This window comes from Salinisphaera sp. RV14, from assembly GCF_052044135.1.
GTDB lineage: Bacteria > Pseudomonadota > Gammaproteobacteria > Nevskiales > Salinisphaeraceae > Salinisphaera.
Map to the genome: position 1 here is coordinate 1 of NZ_JBQDYF010000022.1, position 18,021 is coordinate 18,021.

General features: G+C 65.6%; 17 protein-coding genes. 12 read left to right on the forward strand and 5 right to left on the reverse strand.

Annotation, left to right across the window (positions count from 1 at the left end):
- Window positions 1-258 precede the first annotated feature (258 nt).
- A complete protein-coding gene (locus ACS8Y6_RS15990; RefSeq protein ID WP_440850873.1) occupies window positions 259-828 on the forward strand; it encodes an HNH endonuclease in 570 nt (189 codons plus the stop codon).
- A 65-nt stretch (window positions 829-893) separates the two neighbouring features.
- Here ACS8Y6_RS15990 and ACS8Y6_RS15995 read toward each other — a convergent pair whose 3' ends face one another.
- Window positions 894-1,580, reverse strand: a complete 687-nt coding sequence (locus ACS8Y6_RS15995; RefSeq protein WP_440850872.1) for a DUF4197 family protein — start codon at window positions 1,578-1,580, stop codon at window positions 894-896.
- Between the two features lie 123 nt (window positions 1,581-1,703).
- On the opposite strand from ACS8Y6_RS15995, the gene mobA reads away from it, so the two are divergent.
- The 4 genes from mobA (at window position 1,704) to ACS8Y6_RS16015 (ending at window position 7,658) form a co-directional block, all read left to right on the forward strand.
- Window positions 1,704-2,291: a molybdenum cofactor guanylyltransferase MobA gene (gene mobA / locus ACS8Y6_RS16000; protein WP_440850871.1), complete on the forward strand. Its 588-nt coding sequence runs from the start codon at window positions 1,704-1,706 to the stop codon at window positions 2,289-2,291.
- 49 nt (window positions 2,292-2,340) lie between these two features.
- A complete protein-coding gene (gene moeA / locus ACS8Y6_RS16005; protein WP_440855998.1) occupies window positions 2,341-3,612 on the forward strand; it encodes a molybdopterin molybdotransferase MoeA in 1,272 nt (423 codons plus the stop codon).
- Between the two features lie 458 nt (window positions 3,613-4,070).
- A complete protein-coding gene (fdhF, locus tag ACS8Y6_RS16010) occupies window positions 4,071-7,067 on the forward strand; it encodes a formate dehydrogenase subunit alpha (protein ID WP_440850869.1) in 2,997 nt (998 codons plus the stop codon).
- A gap of 63 nt (window positions 7,068-7,130) precedes the next feature.
- On the forward strand, window positions 7,131-7,658 hold the full coding sequence (locus ACS8Y6_RS16015; RefSeq protein ID WP_440850868.1) for a DUF1641 domain-containing protein: 528 nt from the start codon (window positions 7,131-7,133) through the stop codon (window positions 7,656-7,658).
- Window positions 7,659-7,674: 16 nt separating this feature from the next.
- Here the strand turns inward: ACS8Y6_RS16015 and ACS8Y6_RS16020 are convergent, their stop codons facing one another.
- Entirely contained in the window at window positions 7,675-7,917 is a 243-nt protein-coding gene (locus tag ACS8Y6_RS16020; protein WP_440855999.1) for a hypothetical protein, read from the reverse strand.
- Between the two features lie 327 nt (window positions 7,918-8,244).
- Window positions 8,245-9,192, reverse strand: coding sequence for an AEC family transporter (locus tag ACS8Y6_RS16025; RefSeq protein WP_440856000.1), 948 nt, complete (start codon window positions 9,190-9,192; stop codon window positions 8,245-8,247).
- A 142-nt stretch (window positions 9,193-9,334) separates the two neighbouring features.
- Between ACS8Y6_RS16025 and fdhD the strand changes: the two genes are divergently transcribed.
- From fdhD to ACS8Y6_RS16040, 3 genes are all read left to right on the forward strand, one after another.
- Entirely contained in the window at window positions 9,335-10,186 is an 852-nt protein-coding gene (gene fdhD, locus ACS8Y6_RS16030) for a formate dehydrogenase accessory sulfurtransferase FdhD (protein ID WP_440856001.1), read from the forward strand.
- Between the two features lie 39 nt (window positions 10,187-10,225).
- On the forward strand, window positions 10,226-10,423 hold the full coding sequence (locus ACS8Y6_RS16035; protein ID WP_440850865.1) for a hypothetical protein: 198 nt from the start codon (window positions 10,226-10,228) through the stop codon (window positions 10,421-10,423).
- A 153-nt stretch (window positions 10,424-10,576) separates the two neighbouring features.
- Entirely contained in the window at window positions 10,577-11,605 is a 1,029-nt protein-coding gene (locus tag ACS8Y6_RS16040) for an NADP-dependent oxidoreductase (RefSeq protein ID WP_440856002.1), read from the forward strand.
- Between the two features lie 275 nt (window positions 11,606-11,880).
- On the opposite strand, the gene ACS8Y6_RS16045 is transcribed toward ACS8Y6_RS16040, so the two are convergent.
- Complete coding sequence (locus tag ACS8Y6_RS16045) at window positions 11,881-12,837, reverse strand: DMT family transporter (protein ID WP_440856003.1); 957 nt, start codon at window positions 12,835-12,837, stop codon at window positions 11,881-11,883.
- 95 nt (window positions 12,838-12,932) lie between these two features.
- On the opposite strand from ACS8Y6_RS16045, the gene ACS8Y6_RS16050 reads away from it, so the two are divergent.
- The 3 genes from ACS8Y6_RS16050 (at window position 12,933) to ACS8Y6_RS16060 (ending at window position 15,878) form a co-directional block, all read left to right on the forward strand.
- The gene (locus ACS8Y6_RS16050) at window positions 12,933-13,817 is read left to right on the forward strand and encodes a LysR family transcriptional regulator (protein WP_440856004.1); all 885 of its coding nucleotides are present in this window, start codon (window positions 12,933-12,935) and stop codon (window positions 13,815-13,817) included.
- A gap of 95 nt (window positions 13,818-13,912) precedes the next feature.
- Window positions 13,913-14,545 (forward strand): uracil phosphoribosyltransferase, encoded by a 633-nt coding sequence (upp, locus tag ACS8Y6_RS16055; protein ID WP_440850861.1) that lies wholly within the window; start codon window positions 13,913-13,915, stop codon window positions 14,543-14,545.
- A 31-nt stretch (window positions 14,546-14,576) separates the two neighbouring features.
- A complete protein-coding gene (locus tag ACS8Y6_RS16060; protein ID WP_440856005.1) occupies window positions 14,577-15,878 on the forward strand; it encodes a uracil-xanthine permease family protein in 1,302 nt (433 codons plus the stop codon).
- Between the two features lie 59 nt (window positions 15,879-15,937).
- On the opposite strand, the gene ACS8Y6_RS16065 is transcribed toward ACS8Y6_RS16060, so the two are convergent.
- A complete protein-coding gene (locus tag ACS8Y6_RS16065) occupies window positions 15,938-17,137 on the reverse strand; it encodes an amino acid aminotransferase (protein WP_440850859.1) in 1,200 nt (399 codons plus the stop codon).
- A gap of 94 nt (window positions 17,138-17,231) precedes the next feature.
- On the opposite strand from ACS8Y6_RS16065, the gene ACS8Y6_RS16070 reads away from it, so the two are divergent.
- Complete coding sequence (locus tag ACS8Y6_RS16070) at window positions 17,232-17,984, forward strand: AcvB/VirJ family lysyl-phosphatidylglycerol hydrolase (protein ID WP_440850858.1); 753 nt, start codon at window positions 17,232-17,234, stop codon at window positions 17,982-17,984.
- Window positions 17,985-18,021 lie beyond the last annotated feature (37 nt).

The following is an 18,021-nucleotide window of genomic DNA, read 5'->3' on the forward strand; positions in this document are numbered from 1 at the left end:
CTCCCCATGTGAGAGTAGGTCACCGCCAGGCTCCAAATGAAAAGCCCCGTCGCACTCGCGTCGGGGCTTTTTTTATGGTACCTGCCCGTGCGCAGTCCCTCTCTCGCCCCCTGCCCGCCGCCCGCTGTTACGCCCGCGGGGCATGTGCGCGCCGCGCGCATGATTGCGCGGGTCACGATCTTTCCGGTACAAGAAAGAAGTGTTGACAAGCGATGTCCGCCCGGAGTGGCCGGTTGCGGCGAAAGGAGGTCGCACTTCGTGTTGGTGATACCACGCATTCTGAAACTCGATGCCGGCGGTCTACCCGTGGAGTGGGTGGACTGGCGCGAAGCCGTGAGCCTGTATTTCACGGACAAGATCGCCTGGGAAGCAGGTAGCGAGAAGATTGTTTTGCGGGGCGGGCGATCGCGCGAAACGGGGGCGCGCAGCGAAATCGCCATCGATTCGATCATCGCAGTACGCGATCGTTCGCATCGGTTCACGCGTAACCTGGTGCCCACGCTCACGCGCCGCGAATTGTTCCACCGCGATGGCGGGCTGTGCATGTACTGCGGCACGCAGTTGAGCTTTGCCCAGATGCAGATCGAACACGTGGTCCCGAGGTCGAAAGGCGGCGAACACGCATGGCGCAACGTCGTCTCGACCTGTGAGCCGTGCAACCGCTACAAGGACGACCGGACACCGGAACAGGCCGGCATGAAGTTGCTGGCGCTGCCGTACGAGCCCAATCTGGCGGAATGGCTCATTCTGGCCAATCGTCGCATCCTCGCCGATCAACAGGCGTTCCTTGAGCGCCTGGCGCCGCGTCGTGTGCGCATGGCGAGTTAGCGTTGCTGACCGGCAGCGCCTCGACCGGCGCCGGCAGGGCGCAAGGGTCCGTCGCAGGGCCGACGCTAGGTCGATTGGCCGAAAATGCGCGCCCGTTGCGGGCCGGTGTGGGTCGCCGCGCCGCGGCGGACAAGATATTCCTGTCGCGCCATCGCATCGAGTAGCGCGTCGAGCGTTTGGCTCGCGATGTGATCGGCCAGCAGGGAATTGGGCGCGCTCGTGCTCGACTCGATCGGCCGCCGAGGAGTACGCGTCACCGTGGCATAGGCACGGGCCGCGATAGGTGCCAACGCACAGCGCAGGTACTGGCTGGCGTGATCGGCGAGAAATGTGGTGGCGGACGGGGCGCCATGCTCGAGCAGTGCCTGCGGATCGGGGATGTAGAGTGCGTTGATCGCTTCGCGCAAAACAGGGCCGGCCTGGCTTGCGGTATTTTCGGCCGCGCTTGCGATGTGGGTGAGACGGATATCCCGACCGGCCGGGCTACGCATGGCCGGCCAACGATCCAGCGGCCGCCGGCCGAAGCCACCCGGCGCGCCGAGTTCGAGGACTGCTGTACTGGCGCCGTCGGCCAAAACGCTCTTCAACCCGGTCGCCATGTCGTCGCGCCCGACACGTCGGGTGCGCGAGGTGCTCTCTGGCGGCGGCGCGGCCATGGCCCGCTCCATCCGCGCGCCCAGACCGCTGGCCTGGGCTCCGGTGACGAAGGTGAGCAGACTGGAGGCCAGAAGGCCGATCGCAAAACATCGCATCGCGTCTGACGCCTCGCTGTCGTTGCCGCGGACCTGCTGGCGTTTGGAACGCTCGCGTTGAAAAAAGTTCTAAAGCAGGCGACGAGCATTGCCCGAACCCGGCGGGATCGACAGAATAACGCCATGAAAATTGCTCCCGAACAGATTACCGCGGGTATCCTGGCCGGCGGCGAAGGCCGTCGCCTGGGTGGCATCGACAAGGGTTGGTACCGCGTGGGCGACCGCCCGTTGATCGAGCATACGATCGAGCGCGTCACGCCTCAGGTCGGACACATCGTGATCAGCGCGAACCGCAGCCTTGCGCGTTATCGTGGCCTCGGTTATACAGTGCATGGTGACGACACCGACGATCATCGCGGTCCGCTGGCTGGCATTGCGGCGGTGCTCAAGGCCGCGGCGACACCGTACGTGCTGATCGTGCCCGTCGATACGCCGCTGCTGCCGCTGGATCTGGCCGCGCGGCTGGCTGCCGCCATGCGTCCGGAAACCGACCTCGCCGTGGCGCGCACCCCCGATGAACTGCATCCGCTGCATGCGCTCATGCGTCGTTCCCTGTTGGACGACATCCAGGCAGCGCTGTTCTCGGGTGTGCGCCGTGTCACCGAATGGCAGCAGGATATCGGCCGGGTGGTGGTCGATTGGGCCGAAGCCGGGCCGTTTGCCAATATCAACAGCGACCAGGACGCCGAGGCGTTGACCCATCGCCTCTGAGCGCGAGATTGCCCCCGGCAGGGTGTCCGGATCGCAAAGCGAGATGCATATGGCCGCAACTTCCCGCCAGTCGGCCGTCCGGCCCGGCGATGCCAGTCCACCGATGGCGCTCGACGAGGCCCGGCGCCGGATCATCGATGCGATCGAGCCCATCCGGCAGACCGAACGCGTGCCATTGCCCCGCGCATTGCATCGCGTGCTCGCCGCACCCGTGGTCGCGACGGTGGATGTGCCGAGCGCGGCCAATTCCGCGATGGATGGCTATGGCTACGCCGCGGCCAGTATCAATCGCCCCGGCGCGCGATTGACCGTCGTGGGCCAGAGCCTGGCGGGGCATCCGTTCAACGGCCGCGTCGGCGCGGGCGAATGCGTGCGCATCATGACCGGTGCGGTCGTGCCGGACGGGGTGGACACCGTGGTCATGCAGGAAAACGCGCGGCTCGAGGACGAGGCCGTCAGCATTGATTCGCCGCCAGCCGCGGGCACGAACATCCGGCCGGCGGGGGAGGATTTAGCCTGCGGCGCCACGGTGCTATCCGCCGGCAGCTTTGTCCGTCCGGCGGATATCGCCCTGCTCGCGTCGGTGGGCGCCGCCGAGGTGGCGGTCGTACGCCGCCCTCGGGTGGCGTTCTTTTCCACCGGCGACGAGTTGCGGCCGATCGACGGCCCGCTGGCGCCGGGCGAGATCTACGACAGCAATCGCTACGGGTTGGCGGCGCAACTGGAGAGCCTCGGCATGCTTGGCGTGGACCTGGGCGCTATCGGCGACTCGCGTCGCGTGCTGGCCGATGCGTTCGACCGCGCTGCGGATTGTGATGCGCTGATCACCAGTGGCGGGGTCTCGGTGGGCGCCGCCGACTTCATGGTCGATATACTCGGCGAAAAGGGCACCATCGATTTCTGGCGGGTCGCGATCAAGCCCGGCAAGCCGCTGGTCACGGGTAGCGTCGGCCGGGCCCGTTTCTTCGGCTTGCCCGGCAACCCGGTCTCGTCCGCGGTGACGTTCCTCCAGCTGGTGCGCCCGGCTCTGGTGCGGCTGGCCGGCGGCGTGCCCGCGCCGCCGATGCGCATGACCCTGCCGACCGCGACCGATCTGACCAAGCCCCCCGGTCGCGCGCATTTTCTCAGAGCGCGGCTGGATTGGGCCGGCGCCGCGCCGCGGGTGATCGCCCTGGATCATCAGGGCTCGGGTGTGATGCGATCGATGAGCCGTGCCGATGCCTTCATCCTGCTGCCCGCGGAAAGTGGCGGGGTGGCTGCGGGGACACCGGTCACGGTCGAGCCCTTCGCCCAGCCAATCTGGGCGACGGTCGACCCGTAATCCGGCATCCCGGAAGATCAGGCCCCAGGCGGTGTCCTGGCATGATCGGCGAGAGGTCGCGAGCGAGCGCACTTCGGCCCGCAACCACCGCGCGGCCATGGCATGGCGCAACCGGGCACCGCCGGCCGCGGGCGTTTGCCACCAGCCGCCGATGCACCGGGTCGGGCCATGTTTCATGCCTTCCGAGGCGCGGGGCGCCGGCTTGACCGAGATAATATCGATTGATTCCGAGGTCGAAACGTGGGGATACTCGTCGGTAACACAATCGAATATCGTCGACGACCCGAATGCGACATCGCGCCGCGAGATCGCGGTCCCGAGGGGCCGGGCTTGATGCCAGCAGCCGCCCGTGCCTTGATCGAGATGCCGAGCCGCGGGGCCAATTGCGGCGCGGCGCCGGATCCGGCATAGCGCGCGATTCCGACTAGTCCCAGTCGACGGTAAACAGGAGCAAGTTCGTGGATCAGGAAGCTGAGTTTTTCGATATCACCGTCGACGGCCAGTCGGTAACTGTGCGTACCGGCCAGCCTTTGCCGGAAGCGCTCGATGCGGCGGGCGTGTACATGCCCCATCTGTGCTATCACCCCAGCCTGGGGCCGATCCAGACCTGCGATACCTGCATGGTCGAGGTCGACGGCAACCTGGTTCGCGGCTGCGCGGTCACGGTCAAACCCGGGATGGAGGTCGGCCTGAATGTGGACGAGGCCGAATCCGCGCGGCTGGAAGCCATCAACCGGGTGACCTCCAATCACGACCTGTATTGCTCGGTCTGTGACAACAATAATGGCGATTGCGCGGTACACAACACCGTGCGCGACATGCACGTGCCGGGCCAGCACTACGAATACCGCGGCAAGCCTTACGACAAGGATTACTCCAACCCGTTCTACATCTACGATCCGGATCAGTGCATCCTGTGTGGCCGTTGCGTCGAGGCCTGCCAGAACCTGCAGGTCAACGAGACCCTGTCGATCGACTGGTCGCGCGAACGGCCCCGCGTGATCTGGGACGAGGACGTCGCGATCGAGGACTCGTCCTGCGTGTCCTGTGGTCATTGCGTGACGGTATGCCCTTGCAATGCGTTGATGGAAAAGACGGCCATCGGCAAGGTCGGGCCGATGACCGCGCTCTCGCCGCAGAATCGCGATGGCTATCGCAAGCTGGGCCGCGCCGCGATCGACGTCGTCAAGACGGCTGAACATACGACCGGGTTCGGCCCGATCTTCGCCGTGTCCGAGGTCGATGCGGCCATGCGTGAGACCGAGCTCAAGCGCACCAAGACCGTCTGCACCTATTGCGGCGTGGGTTGTTCGTTCGAGATGTGGACGCGCGAGCGCGAACTGCTCAAGGTCCAGCCCGTGCACGAAGCCCCCGCCAACCAGATCTCCACCTGCATCAAGGGCAAGTTCGGCTGGGGTCACATCAACAGCGAGCAACGCCTGACCAAGCCGCTCATTCGCGAGAACGGCGCCTTCCGTGAAGCCGAATGGGACGAGGCCTATGCCCTGATCGCGCGCCGCTTCAACGAAATCCGCGCTGCGCATGGCCCGGACGCGCTGGCCTATATCGCCTCCTCGAAGTGCACCAACGAGGAAGGCTACCTGATGCAGAAGCTCGCGCGCGGCGTCATGGGCACGAACAACATCGACAACTGCTCGCGCTATTGCCAGGCGCCGGCCACGCAGGGGCTGTGGCGTACCGTCGGCTACGGCGCCGACACCGGCTCCATCGCCGACCTGGAAGCGGCCGACCTGTTGTTGGTCGTCGGCGCGAACACGGCCGAGAGCCACCCCGTAATCGCAACCCGCTTCAAGCGGGCGGCCAAGCTCCACGGCCAGAAGCATATCGTTGCCGATCTGCGCAAGAACGAACTGGCCCAGCGCGCCGATCTGCATCTCGAGCCGGCGCCGGCCACCGACATGATCTGGATGAATGCGATCTCGAAGTACCTGATCGACAACGGCTACCACGCCGAGGCCTACATCCGCGAGCACGTCGACCATTTCGAGGAATTCAAGGCCTCGCTGGAAGATTTCACCTTCGAGTTCGCCATCGAGCGCTGCGGCATCAGCCGCGAGACGCTACAGAAGACGGCCGACATGATCGTCGAGGCCGATACCATCTGCGGCGTGTGGGCCATGGGCGTGACCCAGCACTCCATGGGCTCGGATACCGCGACTGCGCTGTGCAACCTGCTGCTGGTGACCGGCAACATGGGCCGCTTCGGCTCGGGCGGCTACCCGATGCGCGGGCACAACAACGTCCAGGGCGCCTCTGACTTCGGCAACATGCCGGATCGTTTCCCGGGCTACGAGTTCGTCGCCGACGACGCCGTACGCCAGCGCTACGAAAAAGCCTGGGGCGTCGAACTGTCGACGAACAAGGGGCTGAACAACCACCAGATGGTGCACAACATCCACGACGGCGATCTGAAATCGTTGTATGTGGTGGGCGAGGACATGAGTATCGTCGATTCCGACGCGCTCAATGTGCAGGCTGCCTTCGAGAAGCTGGAATTCTTTGTCGTGCAGGACATGTTCTTCTCGCGCACCTGCGAGTTTGCCGATGTCGTGCTGCCGGCCAGCCCCTCGGTGGAAAAGGAGGGCACCTTCACTAACACCGAGCGGCGGATCCAGCGTATCTACCAAGTCTTCCCGCCGCTGGGCGACTCGAAGCCGGACTGGTTGATCCTCACCGAACTGGCCAGGCATCTCGGCCACGACTGGGGCTATACCCATCCGAGCCAGATCATGCACGAGGCCGCCGGTCTGGCGCCCATGTTCGCCGGCGTGCATTACGACCGGCTGACCGGCTTCAACTCGTTGCAGTGGCCGGTCGCCGCCGACGGCACCGATACCCCGGACCTTTATCCGGAACTCAAATTCCATTTCGATAACGGCCAGGCGAAATTTCATCCGGTGAGCTGGACCGAACCGACCGACCAGGTCGACGACGAATACGACCTGCACCTGAACAACGGGCGCCTGCTGGAGCATTTCCACGAAGGCAACATGACCGACGAGACCGCTGGCATCGTCTACAAGATCCCGCACGGTTTCGTCGAGGTCTCGCCGGAACTGGCCCAAGAGCGCGGGCTGGAAAGCGGCGCCGTGGTCCGGCTCAAGTCGCGGCGCGGGGCGATCAAGGTCGCCGTCGAGGTGACCGACCGCGTGCAGGGCAAGCAGCTGTACATGCCCATGCACGGCAAGAAGAACATCGAGGCGATCAACGTGCTCACCAGCTTCGAGGCCGACAAGGATACCGACACCCCGGCCTACAAGGAGCTGGCGGTGAACATGGAGCTGCTCGAGGACCACGGGCCGGCGCCGCTCAAGCCGAACAATCAGCGCAACAAGAAGCGGCATCCCACCAGCGGTGTGCAGGTCAACCAGAAATGGGAGCGCGACGACTACAAGCGTCCGCCCAAGATGCGCCCGACCGGCAGCGGTTTGTAGCAGGCCTTGAATTCACGCCACGGCCGCGATGCATCGCGGCCGTGGCTCGACAGGATTTTCCCGATGGCAGAACAGATTCACTATCGCCCGGAACAAGCCAAACGGCTGCGTCCGGAAACGGCCGACGAACTCGAGAAATTCGAGGGCCGCATCGCCGAAATCAATGAACTGCTGGATCAGCTCTATGAATCCGGCCTGATGCGTTGGCTGAAGGATTTCGTGGGCGCGATGCCGGAAGTCTCGATGATCGCGCTCGACAGCCTCAATACCGAGCACGGCCAGGCCGGCATGCGTAACCTGCTGGTGCTGGCCAAGCAGCTGGGCAAGATCGACCCCGATCAGCTGGAGCGCATGTTCAATGCCATGCATGCCGGCCTCGACCGGGTCGATGAAACCGCGGCGGGCGCGCATCAATCGCCCTACGACCCGCCAGGCGTGACCGGCGTGTTCAAATTGCTGCGCGATGAGGACCTCTGGCGCACGCTGGCGCCGGTGATCGAGGGCGCCAAGGCGTTCTCGGCCGAAAGCCGTCGTCAACGCGACGATGCCGGCAAGCAGCAAAATGGTGACGGTAGCGATTCGAAGGGTTAGGCCCTGGACTCTTTTTCTATTGTCCCAAAGCATTTATCCGCAGATGAACGCAGATACGATGCGTTGTCTGCCGGCGTCGATTCGCGTTCACTGGTGTACTTGATGATGTGCCAAGTTCAGTCAAAGGCTTGACGACGCGATTGCTCGCGAAGCTGAGCCTGACGCCAGCGCTGCCTTGATCTTCTTTCTTATTTGCGCTCATTGGCGTGCATTTGCGGACAAATGCTTTTGCTGATTCAGGCAGCTGCGTGTCGTACATAATCACGTTAGCGTATCGCTGCCGGCGCGCCGTGGGTCGATAAAAGCGGAAAATGCTCTAGGGTCTGTTGCCGTTTCGTACGAGCGCCGCGTTGGAGACCGCAAATCGTGTCCGGCAAGGCGCGAGTCGCCGCATCGTGGCGTGCCACGATCAAGACTTGCAACGCCGCCGGGCGCGATTTGCGGCCCAACCCTTCGGGACAAGCGCTGTTTTGCGGCAATCCAGCGTTGTAGCTCTCTCACGTAGAACCACTACGCCACGTTCGCTACGCCTCGTCTTGCCGCAAAACAGCGCTTGGCGCGGACTCGGACGAAACGGCAACAGGCCCTAGATGATCCCGGCCACCCGCAGCACGAACACGCCGGTGGTCATGGTCACGCTCGCCGCCAGCGTGGTCAGGGCCACGATATTGGCGGCCAGACGCGCATCGCCGCCCATGGCCTCGACCATGATGAAGCTGGCCGCCGCGGTCGGACAGGCGAAGTAGACAAACATCAGCCCCAGTTCGCGCGGCGGATAACCCAACAGCCAGCCGCCAAGCACGGCCGCCCCCGGCAGGATCGTCATCTTGATCGCGCTGGCCGAGAACGCGATGCCGCGTGCGTCGTAGAGCGCGCGAACCGACAGCGCGCCGCCGATGCAGATCAGCGCCAGCGGCAGCGTGAGTTGGGCGAAATATTCGCCGGTGGTCATGACCCACTTCGGCATCGGGATACCGCTGGCGGCGACGGCCACCGACGCCAGAGTCGCCAGAATGAGTGGGTTGGTGGCCACGCCGCGCGTGATCGAGCGCCAGTCCGCGCTCTTGCTCGGCTGGTACCAGGTCAGCACGATCACGGCGAGCACGTTATAGATGAGGATCACCTCGCCGACCAGAATGCTGCCCGCGGACAGGCCGAAATCGCCGTACATGTTCTGTGCCAGCGCCAGGCCCATGATGCCGCAGTTGCCGCGAAACGCGCCCTGTACATAGACGCCGCGCTGAATCTCGGGCACGCGCCAGATCGCCCACAGCCAGATCAGTACAAAGCTGGCGACCGTGGCCAGGCCGAAGTAGGCGATCATCCCCGGGCGAATCGCGTCGCCGAGATTCGCACCCACGATCGACACGAAGATCAGCGCCGGCATGCTGCCCTTGAACACGATCTTCGACGCGGCCGAGACGAAGCGATCGTCGATCCAGCCGATCCGACGCATGGCGATGCCCACGAAAACCAGCGCGAACACCGGCAGCGTGACGTCCAGTGTATGGATGAAAATCGCCGCGATGTTCATGGGCAACGGGCCGGAGATGCAGAAATGAAAAGGCCGCGAAGGCCGTGGAGCGGGCGCCAGTATAGACTTCCGCCATGGGCGGGATACAGCGCCGCGCCGACGCATTATCATGATGCCATTCATATTGGCACCCGACTTGCCCATGCGCCGAGCCGACGGCCCCGACTTGCCCGACACCGGCGACGCGTCATCCGCGGCCCGCGAGCGTGTGAAAATCGCCAGCTACCGCGATGGCGCCTGGCGCACGTCCGACGACACGCTGGCGGTCGAGCGCGCGCTGGAGATTCACGTGGCCGGGGCGGAGCCGCTCATCACTATGCGCACGCCTGGCCACGACCGGGAACTGGCCGCCGGGCTGTTGCACGGCGAAGGCGTGGTGCAAACCGCCGGCGATATCGTCTATCTGCGCCACAGCCCGGACGAGCCCGACGTGATTCGCGCCATGCTCAAGCCGGCAGCCCGCGCGCGCCTCGACCGGATCGAGCGCAATACGCTGGCGACCAGCGCCTGCGGCGTCTGCGGCAAGCCCAGCTTTCGCGCGCCGGAGCCGCGCCGGGGCGATCCGGCCACGGGCGCTGCGTTACGCATCGAGCCCGGCTGGTTGTTGGGGTTGCCCGACCGGATGCGCGCCGAGCAGGGGGTGTTCGAAACCACCGGCGGCCTGCATGCAGCCGCGCTGTTTGCTGCCGGTGGCGATCTGATTGCGCTGCGCGAGGATGTCGGCCGCCACAACGCCCTCGACAAGCTGATCGGTCGGGCGCTGCTCGAAGACGCGCTGCCGCTGGATCGGCAGGTGCTCATGCTGTCCGGCCGGGCCAGCTTCGAACTGTTGCAGAAGGCGATCGCGGCCGGTATTCCGGTCGTCTGCGCAATCTCGGCACCGAGCAGCTTCGCGGTGGACCTGGCCCGTCGGTTTTCGACCACGCTGGTTGGTTTTCTGCGCGGCGAACGCTTCAACTGTTACAGCGGCGCCCGGCGGCTGCGGGGCGACTAACGCGCCTGTTCCAATAATAGGGCGACGCCGCCTGCGCTTGTGCTGGCGGTAGCGGTCGAGGGCTATCCGCGGGCACCGCTCAACCCGTTGTTCCGGCTGGTTGCGCTGGTCGGCGCGCTGGCGCTGATCTTCCCGGGCTGGACTTCGGATGCAATCGGGGCGGTGATCGCGGTTCTGTTGTTCTTGATCCGGCCGGGGGCGACATCCGGGCGGGATACTTCGCTCGCGCCTGGATAAGGGCATTGCCTTGCGTTGGCCGCTATTTTGCCGCGTTCCCGTGCGGACGCGTGCGCGCCGGGGCGGGCCTGGCGGCGTTGCCTGCTCACGGCTCTTGTCAGGCCGATGCGTAGCGCCTAACGTCGGTACATCGAAGTCCCCTCGAGATTTTTCATGACCGACACCATCGATAATCGTCAATTCCGCCTGGCCCGTCGTCCGAAGGGGCTGCCCGAGCGGGCTGATTTTGATCTGACCACCGAACCCTTGCGCGAGGCGCGCGACGGCGAGGTTCGGATCGCGGTCGAATACATCTCGCTCGATCCGGCCATGCGCGGCTGGATGAATGCGGGCAAGTCCTATATCAAACCGGTGGGCATCGGCGAGGTTATGCGCGCCGGCGCGGCGGGCACGGTGATCGATTCAAAGCACCCGGACTTCGCTGCGGGCGATAAGGTGTCCGGCAATCTGGGTGTCCAGACACATGCCGTGTTTCCCGGCAGTGATTTGCGCAAGGTCGATACGTCGCTGGCCGATCTTCCGGTCTATCTTGGCGCGCTGGGTATGCCCGGCATGACGGCCTACTTCGGCACGCTGGATGTCGGCCAGCTGGCCGAAGGCGACGTGGTGCTGGTATCGGCGGCCTCCGGTGCGGTCGGGGCGCTGGTCGGCCAGATCGCGAAGAAGAAGGGCGCTTCGCGGGCGGTGGGTATTGCCGGCGGGCCGGAGAAGTGTGCCTACGTCGTCGACGAGCTCGGCTTCGACGCGGTCATCGACTACAAGGCCGAGGAAATCGGCGATGCGGTCCGGCGCGAATGCCCCGACGGCATCGATCTGTATTTCGACAACGTCGGCGGCGAGATCCTGGACGCCGCACTCGCCAATCTGCGCTGGCGGGCACGGGTTGCGATCTGCGGCGCGATCTCGCAGTACAACGTCACCGGCGAGGCCGGCGACACCGCCTATGCGCCGAAGAATTATCTGTCGCTGCTCGTCAACCGGGCGCGAATGGAAGGTTTCATCGTGTTCGATTTCGCCGATCGCTATCCGGAGGCGGCGCGCGAGATGGCGGGCTGGCTGTCGGCTGGCGATCTCAAGCATCGCGAGGATATCGTCGAAGGCTTCGAAACCTTTCCCGAGACGCTGCTCAAGCTGTTCACCGGCGAGAACTTCGGCAAGCTGGTGCTGGCGGTCGAACGCTAGCGCGTTTTTCTGTTTTCCCAAGGCATTTTCCGCAGATCAACGCAGATTTACGCAGATCAAAACCGAGCGCGGTTACCGGGACGCGAATCGCGTTCATTCGCTCCCCGGTAACGAGTCGGCAAAGCCGGAATGGCCGGCAGCTCGTGGTCGAGCACGGCCCAGCCCGGCCGTTCTGCGGCGAAGACGCGCCGTTCACGGCACCGGTCACACGGTAGCGCACCGCGCGCAGAAACAGCGGCCTTCGAGCGTGCAGGTCATGGTGTGGTTGGCTCGGCTCAGGCGGGGGTGCGCGGCACGATCCGGCGGCGCCCGCGGGTGTTCACCAGCAGCAGCCCGGCCAGAATCGCCAGTCCGCCGAAGGCGAAGTTCAGCGAAATCGGGTCGCCCATCAGTATCACGCCGAAGCCGACGCCGAAAATGGGCGAGAGAAAAGCGAACACGCCGAGCCGGGAGGCCAGGTAGCGGCGCAGCAGCCAGAACCAGACCAGCAGTGCTGCGACCGACACGATCACCGATTGGAACGACAGGCTGGCCCAGGCCAGTGCGGTCATGTGGATGGAGCCGAGATCGCCGAGTGCGGCGGCCGTCGGCAACAACAAGACGCTGGCCACCACAAGCTGGTAGGCGATGGTGCGTAGCGGCGGGGCCTCCGATAACGAACTGGTGCGCAGCGCGATGGTGGTGCCGGCCCAGGACGCACCGGCTGCCACACCCAGACCGTCGCCGAGTAACACACGGGACGAGACGTGCGCGCTGGGCGCCAGCGCGATGACGAGCCCGGCGAAAGCGATGACGACACCCGCCCAGTGGCGCGGCCCGAGCTGCTCGCCGGCGACGAACAGATGCAGCCCGATCGCGGCGAATACCGGCGCGGTATACAGAAATACCGACATGTGCGACGCGTAGGTGTAGTTCAGGCCGAGCGCAACGAACGCGAATTCCAGTGTGTAGCCCACGCCGATGACCAGCCCGGGGGCGAATTGCTCCGGTACCCAGAGCGCAATGCCGCGAAAGCGCGCGATGGCCGCGATCACGAGCACGGCGATCAGCGATCGAATCCCGATCTGGGCCAGCGGGCTGATGGCGTGCGCGACCGACTTGATCGCGACCTGCTGCAGGCCGATGACCAGGCAAAACCCAATCATGAGCGCGGCGGCCCGTGCATCCAGCGGTTGCCGGATCGCCTGCGGGGCCTTCGCCGCGGTCGCTGCGCGCTCGGGTTGATGGCTCATGACGGGCTCCGGTGGGGTCGGGCGCCAGTGAAGCACCGGGCGGTAGCCGCGGCAAGCAATTATTATGCGACGCGAGGCTTAGAAAAACTCATGTCATGATCGAGCGTCTACCGCTCAATGCCCTGCGCACATTCGCGATCGCGGCACGCCACGAAAGTTTCAAGCGCGCCGCGGCCGAACTCGGCGTCACGCCGGGTGCAGTCAGCCGTCAGGTCAAGCGCCTGGAAGCGACACTCGGCGGGACGTTGTTCGAGCGGGGTGCCCACGGTGTGCGGTTGAATGCCACCGGCCGCCGGCTGGCCGAACACGTGAATGGGCATCTTGCCGGGCTCGCCACGGCGATGGCAAAGGCTCGCCAGGACGGCGGCGAAGCGTTGTCCGTCAGTGTGCCGCCGTCGTTCGTCCAGCACTGGCTGATGCCGCGACTGGCCGGGTTCGATGCCGGCGAGGCCGAAGTGGCGATCGAGGCGAGCCCGTCGCTGACCGAGCCGGTCTGGCAGGCCGGGCGCAGCCGGCTGGCGATCCGCTGCGGCCCGAAGCCGGCGCTCGGGATCGAGGCCGAGCGACTGCTGGCGGCCGGACCACCGCTGGCCCAGCCGGCCGATCTGGCGGCGCATACCCTGCTGCATGCGTCGTGGACGCCAGGCGCCGCCGCAACAAGCTTCCCTGGCTGGCGGGAATGGCTGGATTTCGCCGGGGCCGACGCGGTGGACGCGCCGGTGCATCGGCGCTATTCGCTGTTCAGCCTCGTCCTGGATCAGGCGATCGCCGGTCGCGGCGTGGCGCTGGCCACGCATACGGTGGTGGCCGATCGTCTGGCCAGCGGCGTGCTGGTTGCACCCTTCGGTGATCGCTACGCGATGCCGTCGCCGTTCGATTACTGGCTGCTACGGCCCGCTACCGGTTCGCCGCCGCCGCTGGCGCATCGGTTCTGCGAGTGGCTGCGACTGGAAGCCAGGGCATTCGCGCGGTCGGCGTGACCGCCCGGGCTGGGGGTCTTCCGGCGGCCGTAGTAGCATAACGGCGCCGGCGCCGCGGTCGCCGGCATATCCGGAACCGGCTCTTGGGGAGAACCATGGACGAGTACGTCACCGTCGTCGATCATCCGCTGATCGCCCACAAGCTCACGCTGATGCGGCGTGCCACGGCGTCGACCCAGAAGTTCCGGGCGTTGCTGCGCGAGGTGGCGCATCTGCTGACCTACGAGATCACCCGCGATCTGGAGCTGACCAGCGAACGCATCGAAACGCCGCTCGAGGCAATGGACGCGCCGGTTCTGGCCGGCAAGAAGCTGTGCTTCGTGTCGATCCTGCGCGCGGGCAACGGCCTGCTGGAAGGTATGGTCGAGCTGTTGCCGTCGGCGCGGGTCGGGCATATCGGTATGTTCCGCGATCCCGAGACCCTGGAAGCGGTCGAATACTACTGCAAGATGCCGGATGACATCGCCGGTCGCCGCGTGATCGTGGTCGACCCCATGCTGGCGACCGGCAACTCGGCGGGCGCGGCCATCAGCCATTTGAAGAAACTGGGCGCGACGAACATCAAGTTCCTGTGCTTGCTGGCGGCTCCCGAAGGCGTGGCGGCACTGCGCGCCGAGCATCCGGACGTGCCGATCTATACGGCCGCCATCGACGAGCGCCTGGACGATCACGGCTATATTCGCCCCGGGTTGGGCGATGCCGGGGATCGCATGTACGGCACCAAGTAGACATCACGCCGCAATAACCAACGGGGACACCATGACGCAGACCGCCCACACGGCCCGCGCGCAGGATTATGCGTTTCGATTTCGCGATGGCCTGCTGGGCGCGCAGATGCTGTGCGTGGCCTTCGGTTCGCTGGTCCTGGTGCCGCTGCTTACCGGGCTCGATCCGAATGTGGCGCTGTTCACCGCCGGGCTGGGCACGCTGGTGTTCCAGGTCGTCACCAAGGGCCGCGTGCCGGTGTTTCTGGCCTCGTCCTTCGCCTTCATCGCGCCGATCATCTACGGCGTCCAGGCCTGGGGCATTCCGGCCACCCTCGGCGGGCTGATGGCTGCCGGCGCGGTTTATCTGCTGTTGTCGGCATTGATCGCCTGGCGCGGTGTCGGATTGATCGAGCGTCTTCTGCCGCCGGTGGTGACCGGGCCGGTGATCATGGTGATCGGGCTGGTGCTGGCGCCGGTGGCGGTGAACCTGGCCACCGGCCACAACGGTACCGGCGACCAGACGCTGGTGGCGAGCACGCCGGCGATGATCGTGGCCGGGGTGGCGCTGCTGGCGACATTGACGGTTTCGCTGCTCGGCCGTGGCTTTGTCGCGTTGTTGCCGATCATCATCGGTGTCGCGTCCGGCTATATCGCCAGCCTCTGTCTGGGCCTGGTGGATCTGTCCACGGTGGCGAATGCGCCGTGGTTCGCCATGCCGGATTTCGTCGCGCCCACCTTCAACTGGCAGGCGGTGCTGTTCATGCTGCCGGTGGCGATCGCGCCGGCGATCGAGCACTTCGGCGACATCATCGCGATTCGTTCGGTGACCGGGCGCGATTATCTGGTCGATCCGGGTATTCATCGCACCATGCTGGGCGACGGCCTGGCGACCTCGCTGGCGGCCTGTTTCGGCGGGCCGCCGAACACCACCTATTCGGAAGTCACCGGCGCGGTGACGCTCACCGGCGCCACCAATCCGGCGCTGATGACCTGGGCCGCCGGTTTTGCCGTGGCCTTCTCATTCATCGGCAAGCTGGGCGCATTCCTGGCCAGCATTCCCACACCGGTGATGGGCGGGATCATCGTGCTGCTGTTCGGCGCCATCGTGGTGGTGGGCATGAACAGCCTGGTGCAGTCGGGCGAAGATCTGACCGAGTCCCGCAACATGGCGATCGTCGGCCTGATCCTGATCTGTGGCATCGGCGGGCTGCATTTTTCGTTCGGTCGTTTCTCGCTGGAGGGTATCGCCCTGGCCGGGGTGCTGGGCGTGGTGCTGAATCTGGTATTGCCACGGTCCCGGTCGGCACACGACCGGGCCGCCGCCGCCGGCGTCGGAGACGACGAAACGGGTTGAGCGCAGCGAGCGCGGCCCGCCGGGGAAGGCAGGCGGGCCCGCGCTCGATCTATGGTGGGCTATTGCTTGCCGCCGACGACGTCGGCGATGGCCTTGCAGACGTACTCGATGTTGTCGTCGTTCAGGCCCGCCACGTTGGCCCGGCCCGAGGCGACCATGTAGATGCTGTATTTCTCGCGCAGCGCATCGACCTGATCCTTGTTCAGGCCGGTGTACGAGAACATGCCGCGCTGGTCGGTGACGAACGAGAAATGATCCGCCAGGCCGTGCGGCTCGAGGCCTTCCACCAGCTTGCGGCGCACCGCGTTGATGCGGTCGCGCATTTCATCCAGCTCCTGGTGCCAGGCGGCGGTCAGCTCGGCCGAGCCCATGATCGTCGCCACGATCGCGCTGCCGTGCGCCGGCGGGTTGGAATAATTCTCGCGCGCCGTGGTCGCCAGCTGCGAGCGCACGTCCTGCATGTCTTCCGCGTCCTTGGCGATGGCGATGAAGCAGCCGGTGCGCTCCCGGTAGATGCCGAAGTTCTTGGAGCAGGACTGGGTAATGACCATCTCGTCGAGATTCTCGGCCAGCAGGCGCACGCCGTAGGCGTCTTCGTCGAGCCCGTCGCCGAAGCCCTGGTAGGCGAAGTCCACCAGCGGCAGCAGTTCGCGGTCTTGCACCACCTCGAGAATCTGGTGCCACTGGTCCTGGCTCGGATCGAAGCCGGTCGGGTTATGGCAGCAGGCATGCAGCAGCACGATATCGCCCTTGGGGATCGACTTCAGCTTGGCGAGCATGGCATCGAAGTCGAACTGGTCGTTGTCGTCGACGTAGGGATAACGCTTGATCTCCAGCCGCGCGGCCTCGAACACGCCGAGGTGGTTCGGCCAGGTCGGGTTCGGCAGCCAGATCGCCTTGCCGGGCAGCTGCGAGACGAGGAAATCCGCGGCCAGACGCAGTGCGCCGGTACCGCCCGGCGACTGGGTCGCGCTCGCGCGGTTGGCGGCCAGCACCTTGCTGTCGGCGCCGAGCACCGTCTGCAGGATGTACTCGCCGTACTGCGGATCGCCGTGCGAGCCGATGTAGGCCTTGGTCTGTTCGCTGTCGATGAGCTTTTTCTCGGCATCCTTCACCGCGCGCAGAATCGGCGTATTGCCGTGTTCGTCGCGATAGACGCCCACACCCAGATCCACCTTGTTGGGATTGGGGTCGTCCTTGAACTGCTGGATCAGGCCGAGGATGGCGTCACCGGGGACGCGCTCAATCGATTCGAACATGGCTTATCCTTTGCATTGCATCGAAGCCGCTTCAGCGGCCCCACGGTAGTCTAACCGTTCGTCGATGCCCTGCCGAGACGTGGTTCATACGGATATGCGATTTTTTCTCGAACGGCTGGCCTGGTGCGCCGGTTTGGTGGCGATTCTGGCCGGCACGCCCGGCTGCGTGTTTCACCCCGGCGGCGTGCCGCTGCCGGAGGCGGTGACCGACCTGCCGCTGGTGGTGTATCCGCCGCCGGAGCGCGGAGCGTCGAATACCGACTCGGCCGCCGCCGATACGCTCGTCGTCATGCTCTCCGGCGATGGCGGCTGGGCCGGGCTCGACAAGTCGGTCGGCCACGCGCTGGCGCGTGCCGGTTACGGTGTCGTCGGCTGGGATTCGCTGCGCTACTACTGGCATGCGCACGCGCCGGACGATGCCGCCGCCGATCTGGATCGCGTGATCGAAACCTACCGCGCGCGCTGGCATCGGCGCCGCGTGGTTCTGATCGGCTACTCGCGCGGGGCCGATGTCATGCCGTTTGTCTACAACCGCCTGCCGCCCGCGACCCGGGCGCAGGTGGCGCATATCGTGCTCCTCGGGCTCGCCCGGCACATCACCTTCGGCTATCACCTGTTGTCGTGGATCGGTCTCGGGCCGCAGGGCCGGGCCGTCATGCCCGAGGCGCGACGGTTGCCGCCCGAGCGGACGAGCTGTCTGTACGGCGTCGACGACCCGCATGCGAGTTGCGACGCGCTGACGGCGGCCGGCTTCGATGTACTCGGGCTGCCGGGTGGCCATCACTTCGATCGCCAGTATGCGCATCTCGCCAAGCTGATTCGCCAGCGCATCGCCGAGGCCAAATGAGCCGGCGGTGGGTCACGATTTGACCCACCACCTATGC